Origin of the sequence: Pantoea sp. YR525 (assembly GCF_900116775.1) — a bacterium.
Classification (GTDB): domain Bacteria; phylum Pseudomonadota; class Gammaproteobacteria; order Enterobacterales; family Enterobacteriaceae; genus Pantoea; species Pantoea symbiotica.
Map to the genome: position 1 here is coordinate 1 of NZ_FPBU01000001.1, position 14,667 is coordinate 14,667.

At 54.3% G+C, this 14,667-nt stretch carries 15 protein-coding genes; 7 read left to right on the plus strand and 8 right to left on the minus strand.

Annotated features, from left to right (window positions below; all coding sequences use genetic code 11):
* Positions 1-249: 249 nt before the first annotated feature.
* Positions 250-558 carry a hypothetical protein gene (locus BM323_RS00005; RefSeq protein WP_008104100.1) on the minus strand — a complete coding sequence of 103 codons (309 nt, stop codon included), beginning with the start codon at positions 556-558 and terminating at the stop codon, positions 250-252.
* A 125-nt stretch (positions 559-683) separates the two neighbouring features.
* Here BM323_RS00005 and BM323_RS00010 point away from each other — a divergent pair, with 125 nt between their 5' ends.
* From BM323_RS00010 to BM323_RS00020, 3 genes are all read left to right on the plus strand, one after another.
* Entirely contained in the window at positions 684-965 is a 282-nt protein-coding gene (locus BM323_RS00010; RefSeq protein WP_008104098.1) for a VF530 family protein, read from the plus strand.
* Positions 966-1,255: 290 nt separating this feature from the next.
* Complete coding sequence (locus BM323_RS00015; protein WP_008104096.1) at positions 1,256-2,683, plus strand: purine-cytosine permease family protein; 1,428 nt, start codon at positions 1,256-1,258, stop codon at positions 2,681-2,683.
* A gap of 123 nt (positions 2,684-2,806) precedes the next feature.
* Positions 2,807-3,211 (plus strand): cupin domain-containing protein, encoded by a 405-nt coding sequence (locus tag BM323_RS00020; RefSeq protein WP_008104093.1) that lies wholly within the window; start codon positions 2,807-2,809, stop codon positions 3,209-3,211.
* 46 nt (positions 3,212-3,257) lie between these two features.
* Here the strand turns inward: BM323_RS00020 and BM323_RS00025 are convergent, their stop codons facing one another.
* From BM323_RS00025 to BM323_RS00035, 3 genes are read right to left on the minus strand one after another with little or no spacing between them, the layout of a single operon-like run.
* Positions 3,258-4,376: a lactonase family protein gene (locus BM323_RS00025; protein WP_008104091.1), complete on the minus strand. Its 1,119-nt coding sequence runs from the start codon at positions 4,374-4,376 to the stop codon at positions 3,258-3,260.
* Between the two features lie 9 nt (positions 4,377-4,385).
* The gene (locus tag BM323_RS00030) at positions 4,386-5,729 is read right to left on the minus strand and encodes an enolase C-terminal domain-like protein (RefSeq protein ID WP_008104090.1); all 1,344 of its coding nucleotides are present in this window, start codon (positions 5,727-5,729) and stop codon (positions 4,386-4,388) included.
* Complete coding sequence (locus BM323_RS00035; RefSeq protein ID WP_008104088.1) at positions 5,707-7,059, minus strand: MFS transporter; 1,353 nt, start codon at positions 7,057-7,059, stop codon at positions 5,707-5,709. The genes BM323_RS00030 and BM323_RS00035 overlap by 23 nt, the downstream gene beginning before the upstream one ends.
* 308 nt (positions 7,060-7,367) lie before the next feature.
* Between BM323_RS00035 and BM323_RS00040 the strand changes: the two genes are divergently transcribed.
* From BM323_RS00040 to BM323_RS00050, 3 genes are all read left to right on the plus strand, one after another.
* Positions 7,368-8,393 (plus strand): NADP-dependent oxidoreductase, encoded by a 1,026-nt coding sequence (locus tag BM323_RS00040; protein ID WP_008104085.1) that lies wholly within the window; start codon positions 7,368-7,370, stop codon positions 8,391-8,393.
* Between the two features lie 142 nt (positions 8,394-8,535).
* Positions 8,536-9,300 carry a hypothetical protein gene (locus tag BM323_RS00045; protein ID WP_008104083.1) on the plus strand — a complete coding sequence of 255 codons (765 nt, stop codon included), beginning with the start codon at positions 8,536-8,538 and terminating at the stop codon, positions 9,298-9,300.
* Between the two features lie 141 nt (positions 9,301-9,441).
* Positions 9,442-10,182, plus strand: coding sequence for a nitroreductase family protein (locus tag BM323_RS00050; protein ID WP_008104080.1), 741 nt, complete (start codon positions 9,442-9,444; stop codon positions 10,180-10,182).
* Positions 10,183-10,220: 38 nt separating this feature from the next.
* Here BM323_RS00050 and rluF read toward each other — a convergent pair whose 3' ends face one another.
* The gene (gene rluF / locus BM323_RS00055) at positions 10,221-11,099 is read right to left on the minus strand and encodes a 23S rRNA pseudouridine(2604) synthase RluF (protein WP_008104077.1); all 879 of its coding nucleotides are present in this window, start codon (positions 11,097-11,099) and stop codon (positions 10,221-10,223) included.
* A gap of 179 nt (positions 11,100-11,278) precedes the next feature.
* Here rluF and BM323_RS00060 point away from each other — a divergent pair, with 179 nt between their 5' ends.
* Complete coding sequence (locus BM323_RS00060; RefSeq protein ID WP_008104075.1) at positions 11,279-12,016, plus strand: HPP family protein; 738 nt, start codon at positions 11,279-11,281, stop codon at positions 12,014-12,016.
* Here BM323_RS00060 and BM323_RS00065 read toward each other — a convergent pair.
* From BM323_RS00065 to BM323_RS00075, 3 genes are read right to left on the minus strand one after another with little or no spacing between them, the layout of a single operon-like run.
* Complete coding sequence (locus BM323_RS00065; RefSeq protein WP_008104073.1) at positions 11,986-12,927, minus strand: metallophosphoesterase; 942 nt, start codon at positions 12,925-12,927, stop codon at positions 11,986-11,988. The genes BM323_RS00060 and BM323_RS00065 overlap by 31 nt on opposite strands.
* A 12-nt stretch (positions 12,928-12,939) precedes the next feature.
* Entirely contained in the window at positions 12,940-13,758 is an 819-nt protein-coding gene (locus BM323_RS00070) for a carbohydrate ABC transporter permease (RefSeq protein WP_008104071.1), read from the minus strand.
* Positions 13,755-14,666 carry a carbohydrate ABC transporter permease gene (locus tag BM323_RS00075; RefSeq protein ID WP_008104070.1) on the minus strand — a complete coding sequence of 304 codons (912 nt, stop codon included), beginning with the start codon at positions 14,664-14,666 and terminating at the stop codon, positions 13,755-13,757. The genes BM323_RS00070 and BM323_RS00075 overlap by 4 nt, the downstream gene beginning before the upstream one ends.
* Position 14,667: the final 1 nt, after the last annotated feature.

The following is a 14,667-nucleotide window of genomic DNA, read 5'->3' on the forward strand; positions in this document are numbered from 1 at the left end:
CACACCAGAAGCCGCCATAACAGGTTCCTCAGCAGGTCACCCGAAGCGGCCATGTCAGCTTAGCTCAAAGCGGACATTACTACTTTGCCTCCTCAATCAAAGGGCGCATAATGTATATTATGTTAAATGAAGTATGTGAACGCGCACTTAAATCACCATCAGCCCATCACCTGCCTTCAAACACCTCATTCACCAACAATCCGTAACCAGCGATAATCCTGGCAACGGACTGTTGAACTAACGATGCCGTTATCTGCGGCCTTTGATCACTGACGCCTTCCAGTTGAAATCGCTAACCTCGCTCTCTTTCAGCGACTCCGGTTTCTTCCTGCGCGTTGGCGTTTTCTTTGCTTTATCAGCCAGCGCTTTCTCTTTGACCAGTTTCGCCGTCATGATTTGCTGACGGGCTTCCGCCGTGAACTCTTTCTCTTTCTTTGCATCCGGCTCTTTGCCGGTGCGTTGGCGATACTTCTCCATCAATCCTTTAAACGCTTCTTCTACTGCAACGCGTTCACTGAGATTGAATTGATCGATGGAAATCATTTTCTTGTCGTTCATAGCGTACCGTCCAATAGTGATTTTCTGGCAACAAGTGTACCGCATTTACCGGCAATGAAGATCGCACCATTGCCGCTGGCGAGGCTTTCTTGTAACCTTTGCCGTCAACATTTTAAGGATTTCCTATGAACGATCATCGCTCCAAAGATCCCTTGCACGGCGTGACGCTTGAGATGCAAATTAATGCGCTGGTCGCCCATTATGGCTGGGCCGAACTGGGCAAGCTTATTAATATCAACTGCTTCAAAAGCGATCCAAGCGTCAAATCGAGCCTGAAGTTTTTACGCCGCACACCGTGGGCACGCGCTGAAGTTGAAGCACTTTATCTGGATTCACTGGATGATTTTGCTACAGATAAGCCGGATGATTCAGCGCCAAATCCCTGGACGATGGGCAAAGATAAGTAATTTCTGGCGATAAAATCGGCAGTGCTACGTGAATTCTCAGCAGTTACTACCCTGCTCTTTTGGCAGAATTCACGTAGCGACGTCATATTAATATCCCCGTTTATCCTCCGTTCTGTCACTTTCATAACTTCCCAACCTTGCCTGCGTCATCACATTTTCCAATGACCGATCGTATTGTAAGTTTCTATCCTGCGTGACAATATCGCTACATGTATATACATGTACCGCCAAGATAAGCCACATCATACTAACAATAATTCGCCCTCTTTAGACGCTTCAGCGAGGAAACTATGTCAGCCGAATCACCTGCAGCAGATTACGCCGGCGCAGAGAAACAGCGCCTGTCAGAAACGCGATCCATTGATTACATTCCTCCGAGCGAACGCCACGGACACCCTTTTAGCCAGTTCACCTTATGGTTTGGCGGCAATCTGCAGATCACCGCTATCGTGACCGGCGCACTGGCGGTGGTGTTGGGCGGCGATGTGGTATGGTCGATCATTGGCTTGTTGGTTGGGCAAGTTGTCGGTGCGGCGATCATGTCGCTGCACGCGATTCAGGGACCGCGCCTCGGATTGCCGCAAATGATCACCAGCCGCATGCAGTTTGGCGTTTATGGTGCGGTGATTCCGTTAGTGTTGGTGTGCATCATGTATGTCGGATTTTCTGCCAGCGGCACGGTGTTGGCCGGACAGGCGCTGGCCAAACTGATCAATACCAGCAATGCTTCAGGCATGATCCTGTTTAGCGCGATTATCGTCGTCATCGCGGTGCTGGGATATCGCGTGATTCACAAGCTGGGTAAAGTGGCCAGCGTGATTGGCGTGCTTGCCTTTGTTTACCTGTTTATCACGCTGCTCTCAACGCATGATCTTTCTGCGGTGTGGCAAAACCAGCATTTCACCGTCGCTAACTTCCTGCTGGCGGTTTCGTTGTCGTCGTCATGGCAGATTGCATTCTGTCCGTATGTCTCTGACTATTCACGCTATTTACCGGCCAACGTCTCAGCAAAAAAACTCTTTAGCTGCGTTTTCTTCGGTACCGTTTTAGGCACCCAAGCTTCAATGACCTTGGGTGTGATTGTCGCGGCGATTGCCGGTAAGGCTTTTTCTGGCAACGAGGTTGGCTATATCGTCAGTTTAGGCAGCAGCGCCACGATGGCGATGGTGATTTACTTCGCGATCAGCTTCGGCAAAATCACCTTCACCACGCTGAATGCTTACGGCAGTTTTATGTCGCTTACCACCATCGTTTCTGGTTTTCGTCAGAAAACCGCGTTAAGTCGTGGCGGCCGCATTCTGTTTGTGGTGCTGATGGTGACGATTTCCTGTGTGATTGCGCTGATTAGCGAACCCGCGTTCCTGAAATCTTTCACTCATTTCCTGCTGTTTTTACTGGCCTTTTTTGTGCCGTGGAGCGCCATCAGCCTGACGGATTTCTACCTGATCACCAAAGGGAAAGTCGATGTTCCGGCGCTTTCCCAACCCAACGGACGTTACGGGCGCTGGAACTGGGCGGGGATTATTGTCTACTTCTGCGGCGTGCTGGTGCAGTTGCCGTTCATTGATAATCCGCTGCATCACGGTTCGTTAACCTGGATTTTTGCCGGTAACGATGTGTCGTGGATTATTGGTTGGTTTGTCACCGCGCTGCTGTGGTTAGCCGCAAGAAAGTTCGATCGTCGCGGAATGTTAGCACAATCTGTTTACCCCAATTAGTGACAATGTCACGCACCCTGCATTAATGAATTGCGCTCACAAGTGCTTGCAGCTTTGAGCGCATTATCATTCAGCCATCCCGCCGCTACACTTTAACCATGCTGCACTTACATGGAGATAAAGATGAAAGACCAATTTGATGGCAATGGTATCTTCCCGAAAGGGCCTAAAAACGACGCTTTTGCGCAATACTTTACCGGTACCAGCTATCTGAGCATGCTGACGACTGAAGGCGTCAACATCGGCAACGTGGTGTTTGAACCGGGCTGCCGCAATAACTGGCACATCCATCACGGCGGCGGCCAGATTTTGCTGGTGACTGGCGGAACCGGTTGGTATCAGGAGTGGAATCAGCCAGCGCGTCAATTAGTGGCGGGCGATGTGGTAAACATTCCGGCGGGACTGAAGCATTGGCATGGCGCGTCGGCGGATAGCTGGTTCGCACACATTGCTATCGCAGTACCGGCTGAAGGTGCTTCTAACGAGTGGCTGGAACCGGTTTCTGACGAGGAATATCAGCAACTGTAAGGTGCGCATTTTGATAGCGGTCGCCATGAATGGCGACCCTACGGGATTATTTGTAACTCACTACCGTCACCCAGTTGGCGTCTCCGCCGGCCGGTGCCTCGCCAACACGTTTCAGCGCCCCGCTTTCTTGATCAATGGCATAGCTGCCGGTAACCGCACTCTTTTCGCCGCTGGCAATCAGCCAACGTCCGTCAGCGGTAATCGCGATACCGCGCGGCTGCTTCTCGATTTGCCAGCTATCAATCAGCGTCAGTTTGCCGTCATCTTTATTGATCCGGTATCCGCTGATGGTGCTGCTGGTCCGCTCGCTAACATACAGAAAACGGCCGTCCGGCGTGAGACGAATATCGGCCGCCCAGATGCGCGGCGTGGTGTCGCTGTAGCCCGGCGGCCGCTCTTTACCGTGTTGCAGTTTATATTTTTCCGCTACAGCATTCGGCGTCTCCGCCACTTTCACTAGCTCGCCGCTGGCTTCGCGCCGAAACTGCGTAATGATGCCGCCCATTTCACCGATATTGTAGAGATAGCGATTATCCGGGGACAACACCGAATGGCGCGGTCCGTTTTCTGTCGCCGTTTTAACATAACCGTTGCCCAAACCCGACAGTTCGCCTTCGGCGCTCAGCTTCAATTGCAGCACGCGATCGGTGCCGAGATTGCCGACATAAGCGTGTTCTCCGCTCGCATCGACAATCACTGAGTGCGCGGCATGTCCGGTTTTGTAGCTGCCGATTGGAGGCGCAATCAGCTTGCCATCGTTATTGAGTTTGTAAACGTGCACCACATCGCCATCATAGGACGCGCCCAGCAGAAAACGCCCTTGCGGGTCCGTGCTGATGTAGGGATAACTGGCCGCAGCGGATACGGCGTTCAAAGGGCTGAGATCGCCCGATTTGCTGTCGATGTTCCAGCTGACAACTTGCAGCGGTTTGCTGCGAATCGCGGCGTACAGTTGTTTATGATCGGCGCTCAACGCCATCGGCATCACTTTGCCACCGGCTTGCGTGCGTCCCAACAGTTGTAGCGCACCGGTTTGCTCGTTCAGCGCGTAGCGCGCGATGGTGCCATCATCGGCTTCTGAAACGTAGACAAAAGTTTGCGCCAGTAACGGCGCGCTGGCAGCTAACGACGCTAACAGCGTCGCCGCGCTTAATAGGTTCTTCATGCGGCTTCCTTAGCGTACCAATGACGGACGTTTGGCGTCATAGCGCCAGTTATCGATCAAAAACTGCATCCCCAGCGCATCGTTGCGATTTTTATCCGGCAGCGCGTTGTAGAGCGCATGCGCTTGCTCGACGCGATCCATATCCAGCTCAATGCCCAATCCTGGTCCCGGCGGCAGCTCCAGATAGCCGTCACGGATCTGCGGCGGTTGACGTGTAAGCTGCTGACCATCCTGCCAAATCCAGTGCGTATCAAAGGCGGTTTGACGATCGCCCGGTGCCGCGGCGCCAAGGTGCGCGACCATCGCCAGCGAAATATCAAAATGATTATTGGAGTGGCAGCCGGTTGTCAGCCCCCATTCATTGCACAGCTGCGCCACCACGTTGGCGTTGCGCATCGTCCAGAAGTGCGGATCGGCGAGCGGGATATCGATAGCATTCAGCTGCAGCGCATGATGCAGCTGGCGCCAGTCGTTGGCGATCATGTTAGTCGCGACCGGCACGCCGGTGGCGCGGCGAAACTCGGCCAGCGTTTCCCGGCCGGAATAGCCCTGTTCAGCGCCGCAAGGATCTTCCAGATAAGGCACTTTCCCGGCCAGCTGCTTGCCAAAGCGAATCGCCTCATCCAGCGACCAGCTGGCATTAGGATCGACGGTGACGCGCGCGTCAGGGAAGCGTGCCAGCAGCGCCTCAACCGTTGCCACTTCCACTTCGCCTGGCTGCACGCCGCCTTTCAGCTTAAAATCGCGGAAGCCGTATTGCTCAACCGCCGCTTCGGCGAGCCGCACCACGGCATCGCTGTCCATCGCCGCTTCATGACGCAGACGGAACCAGCCATCTTGCTCATGCTCTCCCGATCGATAGTTCATATTGGTGCGCTGGCGATCGGCGATGTAGAACAAATAGCCCAGCACTGGAATGCGATCGCGCTGTTTGCCGCTGGCGAGCAGATCCGCTACCGGCAGATTGAAAAGCTTGCCTTGCAGATCCAGCAGCGCCGCTTCAATCGCGGCGGCAGCGTTATAAAACTTCTCCGGATTCATCTGCGGGATATGAATGTCATTGGTGTGCGAAGTTTGCTGCTGACGTGCCTCGCTGCTGAACAACTGGCCTAGCGTCGCGTTGAGGCGCAGCAGCGAACTGCCTTCGATCAGCGGACGAAACTGTTCCAGCAGCTGCAAGGTGGATGCATGACACGGCGTTTCACCGACGCCGGTATGTCCAGCGGAATCGGTCAATATCACGATGATGCGCGTGAAATAGCAGTTATGGGCGCCGCCAATGTTCAATAACATGCTGTCGTAACCGGCAACCGGCACGATGCGCATCGATTTAATGACTGGACTGTCTGACATGGTTTCTCTCCGTGTGACCGAATGCGGGTGGAACAGGCTTGCGACGCAGCAGCAAATAGAGTCCGGTAACCACAGACACGCTGGTTAGCGCGTAAAGTCCGCCGGTGGTGCTGCCGGTATGCATTTCGAGGTAGCCGAATACCGTGGGCGCAAAGAAGCCGCCCAGGTTGCCAATCGAGTTGATCAGTGCAATGCCGGGTGCGGCAATCGAGGCCGGTAATTCACTTTGTGGCATCGGCCAGAAGAACGCCGCGCTCACTTTGGAGCCGATACAGGCCACAATCATCGCCACAAAACCAAACCACGGTGTACCTAGCGTGGCCATAAAGGTGCCGCACGCGGCGATCAGCATGGCGATGCCGAGCCCTCTATCCAGTTTGTCGCGATAGCGGTCGGTGGCTTTGCCCAGCAGAAACAGCGCGACAATCGCGAACAACCACGGAACGGCGGTCAGCAATCCGGTTTCAAAACTGTTGAAGCCCTGAATACGCTGAATGATCTGCGGTAGCCAGAACACTAACGTGTAGCCGGTCATGGTCATGGTGAAGAAGATTAGGCAGTAAGACAAAAGGCTGCGATCGGTGATCAAGCCCCAGCGGCCGTGTGTCACCGCATGCTCTTCGCGAGCATCATCTTCCAGTGCTAGTTGCTGCGCCAGCGCCTGCTTCTCCGCGTCGCTGAGCCACTTCGCGCCTTCAGGTTTGGATACCAACACAAAGGCGGCCAGCAAGCCGATCACAATCGATCCGCCGCCTTCCATAAACATCACCCATTTCCAGCCTGCGATGCCGCCAACATCGTGCATCATCAGAATGGCGCCGGTGAGCGGACCGGAGAACAGAAAGGCGCTGGCGGTGGCGCTCAACACCATCGCGGTAGCGCGTCCTCGCCAGGCATTCGGCACCCATTGGCGAAAATAGAAAAGCACGCCAGGGAAGAAGCCGGCTTCCGCCACGCCAAGTAAGAAACGCAGCAGATAGAAATGCAGCGGCGTACTGACAAAACCGGTAAGCACCACCACCATGCCCCACGTAATCATGATGCGCGTCAGCCACACGCGTGCGCCGAGTTTCTTCAGCATCATGTTGCTCGGCACTTCAAACAGCGCATAGCCGATAAAGAACAGCCCTGCGCCTAAACCGAAGGCGGCGGCGCTGATGCCCGCATCCGTTTGCAGTTCGGCTTTGACGAAGCCAATGTTTGCCCGGTCAATCTGGTTCACAATTAACATCAGCGCCAGCATCGGAATGATGCGGCGGAAAAACTTGCCGATGGCTGAGGCGATATGCGCGTCATGATCGGGCGAGAGTGCGTATTGTTGTTGTGTCATGCGTCACCTGTAGGGAGAAAAGCATCGCTATAGGTATACGCAGCAGAGTGAGGCCTAGTGTATGTGGCATTGCCCGAGACCGCTTAGGCAAATGCCCTATGAATGTTAAAATTCATGGTGTTATATTAATTCGCGTCGAAAAGTTTACGCTTGGTTTGTGCGCTGGCTCACTGGCGTTTTTACCAGGTGCGCATAAATGCGCACCTTACGAAACATCTGTAGGGTCGCCATTAATGGCGACCTTATCCTCAAACTTGCCTTTTCCTCGTCTACACTTCCCTCACGTGAAAACGCTAATAGAGGTAAAAATGTCGCAATCAAATCAATGTAATCAAGCTTGGCTATTAGCCTCACGCCCGCATGGTGAACCGGTAAAAGAGAACTTCCGCCTGGTGGAGCAGCCAATTCCTGAGGTGAAGGATGGCCAAATCCTGCTGCGCACGCTCTATTTGTCCCTCGACCCGTATATGCGCGGGCGCATGGATGACAGCAAATCCTATGCTGCGCCAGCAGAACTCGACCAACCGATGGTTGGCGGCACGGTGAGCGAAGTAGTGGAGTCTAAACACGCGGATTTCAAACAAGGTGATGTGGTCCTCGCGCAGAGCGGCTGGCAAAGCTATGCGGTTTCTGACGGAAACGGCGTGGCGAAACTGGGCGATCTGCCCCATCCTTCCTGGGCGCTGGGCATTCTCGGGATGCCAGGCTTTACCGCCTATATGGGCTTGATGGATATCGGCCAGCCGAAACAGGGTGAAACCTTAGTGGTCGCGGCAGCTACCGGCCCGGTCGGTGCCACGGTGGGTCAGCTTGGCAAGCTCAAAGGTTGTCATGTGGTAGGTGTTGCCGGCGGCGAAGAGAAGTGCCGTTATGCGATTGAGAAACTCGGTTTCTCTGCCTGTGTCGATCACCATCGTGACGATTTTGCAGAACAGCTGGCGGCGGCCTGCCCGGACGGCATCGATATTTATTTCGAGAATGTCGGCGGCAAGGTGTTTGATGCCGTATTCCCGCTGTTAAATACCGCTGCGCGCGTGCCGGTATGTGGTCTGGTTTCTGGTTACAGCAGCCGCGAATTACCGCCGGGCCCGGATCGCACCCCGCAAATCATGGGCGGTATTCTCAAACGTCGTATTCGCATGCAGGGCTTTATCATCTTCCAGGATTACGGCGATCATTATCCTGAATTCCTCAAAGCGATGACACCGCTGGTGGAGCAGCAAAAAATCCACTATCGCGAGCACATGATCGACGGGCTGGAAAACGCGCCGCAGGCGTTTTTCGATATGCTAAAAGGTAAAAACTTCGGTAAAACCGTGGTTAAAGTCAGTTAACGCTTTTCAGGGCGAAAGGGATCTTCGCCTGTTTATGCCGAGTTAAGTAAAGATACTGGTAATCCATACAGATAAGGTTCAGGATGGTCGCTCATCCTGGATTAGCACCCACGGCCATTCACCCTCAATCTGAGGGCTCGTAATGAACTTTTATTCAACTGAAACCGTTTGCGCCATTACCGGTGCCAACCGTGCCAATTTACGTCGCTGGTTGCGCGGTGGATTAATTTCTGAGAATCACGTCAATAAGGATTGGAGCCGACATCAGGTTGATGAAGTGCTCGCCATGATGGCATTAACCGCCGGTGGCGCCACGCTGTGGCAAATCTATCAGGGCAGACACTGCGGGCTCGATTACTCGTCGTCTGGTTGGGTGGCACGCCGTGGCGATCTGTTACGACAACTGGAGCTAGGTTCTGACCGCGAACTGGCGCGTACCGTGCGCAATCTGGCGGGCGATTATAGCAGCGATGATTTCGTCAACGTGCTGATGAAACCGCTTAATCGCTGGCTGCGTGATGATACACGTCGTGGCGCATCGCGTCGGTTAACGCGCTTCCATGAGGCGATCGTGCATCATAGCGACTGCGTAAAACGCGCGTCAGCCCGTCAGCAGCAGATGCCACTGTTGCTTGAAGTGGTCAGCACCGGCGATGAAACTGAAGTGTGGCTGGAAGCCATTCGCCTTAGCGGACAAGGATTCTGCGTTGATGTCGATCAAACCTCACAACCGATGCTGTACGGATCAGAAAGCCGTCACGATCATCACCTGCTGTGGTGCGGTGCCGGAATCAGCCAAGAACGCATGACCCAATTCCAGCGCGGATTACGTTCCGGTAAACCGGTGATGCTCAGCGGGCCAGATCGCAGCATTCATCCGGCTGTCGCTGCAGCTAAGGTTGCTTAGCCGGTGCATTATGCACCGGTCTCACCGTTTATCGCATTCCGCACTTTGCTTATTCAAAAGAAGTAGTTAGCCACGGCAACAACGGTTAAGTCCGATCTATCCCTCTTCTGTTACGCTCTCGCCTCCCAATCAGGAGGATCCATGAGTTCATTAATCGATATTTTCACCAGTCATAAAAGCGATCGCAGTTTTACCGACCTTCCCGTTGAGGATGCGGTGCTGGATCGCATCATTTCGGCCGCGTATCGCGCGCCAACCTCGGTGAACTCGCAGCAGGTCTCTTTGGTGGTGACGCGCGATGCTGAGAAACGCGCACAAATCTCACAGATTGCCGGCGGCCAACCGTGGATTGCCAAAGCGCCGGTGTTTATTACCCTGGTGCTGGATATGCATAAATCGCGCCTGGCGATGAATGCGATCGACCGCGAGCAAATCGCCCAGCAGAGTATCGAAAGCATTGTGTCGGGCTCAACCGACGTCGGTATTGCGCTGGGTTCGATCATGGCAGCGGCGCGCGCAGAAGGTTTGGGCATTGTGCCGATTGGCGGTATTCGTCGCGATCCACAGGCATTAATCAGCTTGCTGGATTTGCCGGAATACACTTTCCCGGTGGCGGGCGTGGTGATTGGCCATGTCGATCAGCCTGCGCATCAGAAGCCGCGTCTGCCGCTGGCAACCTTCCGTCATGAAGAGCGCTATCAGCGTGATGGACTGGAGCAGCACATCGCCGCCTATAATCAGGAAATGGTGCAGCACTGGAAAAATACTGGACGTGATGATGGCGATAGCTGGAGCGAAAGCGTCAGCGGTTATTATCACAAGATTTACTTCCCACACGTGCTGGACGCGCTGAAGAAGCAAGGATTTGGTAACGACAAGTAACGGCTTTTCCCCGCGCACTCTGCGCGGGGAATGAAAAATTAACGCCCTTTCTTCTTACGACCCGGCTGCGCGAAACGCTGGCGATTCGCTGGTTTTGCACCCGCTTTCTCACCCGGCTTAGCTCCGGCAGCGGGCTTTTTCGCGGGGCTGGCCGGTTTCTTCTTCGCCTGCGTCTTCTGCGTTTTTTGATCTTCGGAAGACGAGTCTTCAATCAGTTTGAACAGGTCGATCAGCTCGTCATCGGTTAAATCACGCCATTCGCCGAGCGGAATCCCTTTCAGACTGACGTTCATGATGCGCGTACGTTCAAGCTTGGTGACTTCAAAACCGAAGTGCTTGGTCATGCGACGAATCTGACGATTCAGCCCCTGAACCAGAATGATGCGGAAGACAAAGGTCGACTCTTTTTTAACTTTGCACTTCTTGGTGACGGTGCCGAGCATCGGCACGCCCGCGCCCATTCCGGCAATAAATTCATCGGTGATCGGCTTATCGACGGTAACCACATACTCTTTTTCGTGATTATTACCGGCACGCAGGATTTTATTCACCAGATCGCCGTGGTTGGTGAGGAAAATCAGCCCCTGCGAATCTTTATCCAGACGACCAATCGGGAACACGCGTTTGCTGTGATTGACGAAATCGCCGATGTTGTCGCGTTCACCCTCTTCCATGGTAGTGATGATGCCAACCGGTTTGTTCAGCGCAATCAGCACTAAATCTTCTTCGTCACGCGGCTCAATCAGTTGCCCGTTCACTTTGACTTCATCCCCCGCAAACACCTGCGCACCGACGGCAGCGCGTTTACCGTTAATGAAAACGTTGCCTTGCTCGATGTAACGATCAGCATCGCGGCGTGAGCAGATACCGCTCTCGCTGATGTATTTGTTCAGGCGTGTGGATGAGTTAGGCAGCATGGTTCCTCCGAAAAAAAACGGACTATACAGCAACCTTAGGCGTTGGTTAAGCATCGCGACAATCATCCGCATTTCTCTCACCACGATATAACAGCACACTAACAATGTGGTTGTTGTCAGCAGATCGATCAGCGACAATTCGCACCCATCGTTTTTTCTTATGACAGAGTGATTCCCTCATGACAAATCAGCCATCGGTGACGTGGATAACCTCCGTGCGCACCTTTCTGGCCCGCCTTTGGCCTCATCCGTTACCGGGAGGCAAAAAGCAGATGGTCATCGCCAGTGTTGGCGCGGGATTGGGTTTAATGATTACCAGCCTGACCAGTCACTGGCTGCTGGGCGAAGTGAATCTGTGGTTTGTCGCGCCGATGGGCGCTTCGGCGGTGTTGCTGTTTGGTCTGCCGAACAGTCCGCTGGCGCAGCCGTGGTCAATTGTCGGCGGCAATCTGGTGGCGGGCGTTGTCGGTGTTACCATTGCGCTGTTGGTTCCCCATGCTGCATTGGCGTGCGGCATCGCGGCCTGTTTGACCATTGCGTTGATGTTTCAACTGCGCTGTCTGCATCCACCAAGCGGCGCGGTGGCGCTGACAGCAATATTGGGCGGTAACGGTGTCCAGCAGCTGGGTTACCACTTTATTTTGACGCCGGTGTTGTTGAACTCGGTTTGCCTCGCGCTGCTGGCGTTGGTGTTTAATAATCTCGCCGGACGTCGTTACCCGCATCCGCTGGCGGCAACTGAAATCAAAGCACCGCCTGTGGTGATCGACGTACCTATTACGCGTGAAGACCTGCATCAGGCGCTGGAAAGCGGTGAAGTGCTGGATATTGATGAGGATGATTTGCAACAGTTGCTGCAGCGCGCCGAAGAGATTGCGATTCTTCGTCAGCGCGGGCAAATGCCAGTATCATCATGAGCGGTCGCCATGAATGGCGACCCTACGCCGTATTCTTTCACGCGTACTTCGTCGCCCTCAATCTCAACCACTGCAAACGGCACCTCGTCTGCTCCATCCAGCATGCCTTTCAGCGTATAAAAGCCTGTTTGACCGATGCGCGCAAAGCCGCCGCGGTGGTCGTGCCCTGAGAAACAGCACTGTATGTTGTAACTAGAAAGGAGATCTGCCAGCGCGCTGCCGTTTAGTAAGTTGTGGCTGTTGTGCGGTGCCAGCGGATAATGACCAAACACCACCACTTTCTCTCCTTGCTGCTGGGCTTGCAGCAACTGCTGCTCAATCCATGCCAGTTGCTGCATTCCTACCGCGCCGTTCCACGGTTTCGCCTGCGGCTGCTGACGCTCGGTCAGATCCACCAGCATCGCCTCTGCCTGCGCGCGATCGTCACCATTCTGCGTGTTGCAATAGAGGCTAATATCGTTGCCGTCATAAACAATAAAACGCCAGCCCTGCAATCCAAAGGCGTAATAGCTTTTTGGCAGCGCGGCAGCTTCGTTGAGATGCTGCGCGATGGTCTGCGCATCGTGATTGCCCAGCACCACCGCATGTGGATGTTCGAGGCGATCGTAAATCGGCAATATCGCCGCGTAGCTGCTCCAGTCGCGATCGACTAAATCCCCCAGCGTGACGACAAAATCCAGCGGCTGCTGATTCAACACTTCTATCGCCTGCGGTAACTTGCGCAGCGCATGACGATAGTAGAGATTTTTCGCGATATCGGCGTCGATGTCGGCGTATTGTGGATCGGCAATCAAACCAAAACGCAGCGTGCCGCTCAGCGGTGCGCAACGCACATCGGGTAAAGCATAGAGCTCGGCGACATCGCCCAGCAGTTCACGCTGCAATTCAGTCAGCGGATGCGGATAAGACACGAAAAGCACTCCTTAGCGAATACCTGCACGCATAAACGATTGAATAAACTGACGCTGGAAAATCAGGAACAGCACCAGCAGCGGCAAGGTGGTCATCAACGTAGCAGCGCCAATCAACGCCCATTGCACGCCCTGCTCTGGCGCCGAGAACAGTTGCAGGCCAACGGTAAGCGGCCGCACGTTGACGGAATCAGTAATCACCAGCGGCCAGAGGAAATCATTCCAGTGGAAGCTGATCGATACCAGCGCAAAGGCCACATAAATCGGCTTGGCCAGCGGAATGTAGATCTTGCGCAGAATGTAAAAGCGGCTGGCACCTTCGACAATCGCCGCCTCTTCCAATACCAGCGGAATACTTTTAAACGTTTGGCGCAGCAGAAAGATGGCGAATGCCGAGGAAAAATACGGCAGCGCGATGCCGGTCAGCGTATCGCGAAAACCCAGTGCGCCGATGGTTTTGTAGTTATTCAGAATCAACACGTCGGGGCTGATCATCAGCTGCAGCAAAATCAGCGCAAAGATCGCGCCCGAGAACTTCAGGCGGAAGCGTACTAACGCGTAAGCGGCCATGGTCGCCAGAATCAGCTGCACCACCACAATCATCAGCACCAGCAAACTGGTATTGAGGAAGTAGCGACCAAAGGGCGCGGCATGCCAGGCATTAACGAAGTTTTGTACCGTCAGCGGCGAAAACAGCGAAAAGCTCGCCTGATCGGATGCTGGATGAATCGCCACCCAAAACGCCACCAGAATCGGTAAAAACCACAGTAAAGCGGCAAGCCCAATGGCCGTATTCAGGCATAGGCGACCAAAAGTGATTGTCGGCTTCATTGGTAATGGGCTCGCTTGTCCAGCAGGTTGAATTTAAGCAGCGCAATTGCGGCGAGAATCACCAACAGCACCACCGTCATGGCCGCCGCTGCGGGCATATCCCAGAAGCTGAAAGCGGTTCGATAGATGTAGAACAGCAGCAAGCTACTGCTGTTATTCGGTCCGCCGTTGGTCATGGCGATCACCTGATCGACGATGCGGAAGGCATTCATCGACGCATTGATCAGTACAAACAGCGTGGTAGGCATCAGCAGCGGCCACTGCACGCGACGGAAAAAATAGCTGCGTGAGGCCCCTTCTATCTGCGCGGCTTCGCTGAGGCGCGGATCGATCTGCTGCAAAGCGGCGAGATAAAAGATCATAAAGAAGCCCGCTTCACGCCAGACTGAAACCGCCATCAAGCAATACAACGCGCTACCCGGTTCGCCGAGCCAGTTAATCGCTGGCAGCGAAAACAGCGCCAGCAGCTTATTCAGCAAGCCCAGCTGCGGCGTGTAGAAGAACAGCCACAGATTGGCGATAGCGATCATCGGCAGCAGCGAAGGAATAAAGAACGCGGTACGCACCAGCGCATTAGCACGCATATGGCGATTGACCGCCAGCGCCATCAGCAGCGCCAGCGTGACCGCCAGCGGAATGGTGATCAGCGCATACAGCAGGTTATTCCACAGCGACTGGATGAAGATGTCGTCATCCAGCAGCGCGAGATAGTTATCCAGCCCAACAAAATGGGCTGGACGACCGTTACGCGCTGCGCTGAACAGGCTTTCCCACACGGTCGCAACCGCCGGATAGTGGGTGAACAGCAGTAAAAAGCTCAGTGCTGGCAAAATCAGCAGATAGCCATACAGCTGCATCGACCATAACCGGGGACGACGAACCGGCGCGACGGTGAGAATCGTGCTCATA

What these genes read in the sequence shown, in the direction of transcription:
- BM323_RS00005 (WP_008104100.1), bottom strand. Translation starts at nt 558, where the DNA reads ATGAACGACAAGAAAATGATTTCCATCGATCAATTCAATCTCAGTGAA.
- BM323_RS00010 (WP_008104098.1), top strand. Translation starts at nt 684, where the DNA reads ATGAACGATCATCGCTCCAAAGATCCCTTGCACGGCGTGACGCTTGAG.
- BM323_RS00015 (WP_008104096.1), top strand. Translation starts at nt 1,256, where the DNA reads ATGTCAGCCGAATCACCTGCAGCAGATTACGCCGGCGCAGAGAAACAG.
- BM323_RS00020 (WP_008104093.1), top strand. Translation starts at nt 2,807, where the DNA reads ATGAAAGACCAATTTGATGGCAATGGTATCTTCCCGAAAGGGCCTAAA.
- BM323_RS00025 (WP_008104091.1), bottom strand. Translation starts at nt 4,376, where the DNA reads ATGAAGAACCTATTAAGCGCGGCGACGCTGTTAGCGTCGTTAGCTGCC.
- BM323_RS00030 (WP_008104090.1), bottom strand. Translation starts at nt 5,729, where the DNA reads ATGTCAGACAGTCCAGTCATTAAATCGATGCGCATCGTGCCGGTTGCC.
- BM323_RS00035 (WP_008104088.1), bottom strand. Translation starts at nt 7,059, where the DNA reads ATGACACAACAACAATACGCACTCTCGCCCGATCATGACGCGCATATC.
- BM323_RS00040 (WP_008104085.1), top strand. Translation starts at nt 7,368, where the DNA reads ATGTCGCAATCAAATCAATGTAATCAAGCTTGGCTATTAGCCTCACGC.
- BM323_RS00045 (WP_008104083.1), top strand. Translation starts at nt 8,536, where the DNA reads ATGAACTTTTATTCAACTGAAACCGTTTGCGCCATTACCGGTGCCAAC.
- BM323_RS00050 (WP_008104080.1), top strand. Translation starts at nt 9,442, where the DNA reads ATGAGTTCATTAATCGATATTTTCACCAGTCATAAAAGCGATCGCAGT.
- rluF (WP_008104077.1), bottom strand. Translation starts at nt 11,099, where the DNA reads ATGCTGCCTAACTCATCCACACGCCTGAACAAATACATCAGCGAGAGC.
- BM323_RS00060 (WP_008104075.1), top strand. Translation starts at nt 11,279, where the DNA reads ATGACAAATCAGCCATCGGTGACGTGGATAACCTCCGTGCGCACCTTT.
- BM323_RS00070 (WP_008104071.1), bottom strand. Translation starts at nt 13,758, where the DNA reads ATGAAGCCGACAATCACTTTTGGTCGCCTATGCCTGAATACGGCCATT.
- BM323_RS00075 (WP_008104070.1), bottom strand. Translation starts at nt 14,666, where the DNA reads ATGAGCACGATTCTCACCGTCGCGCCGGTTCGTCGTCCCCGGTTATGG.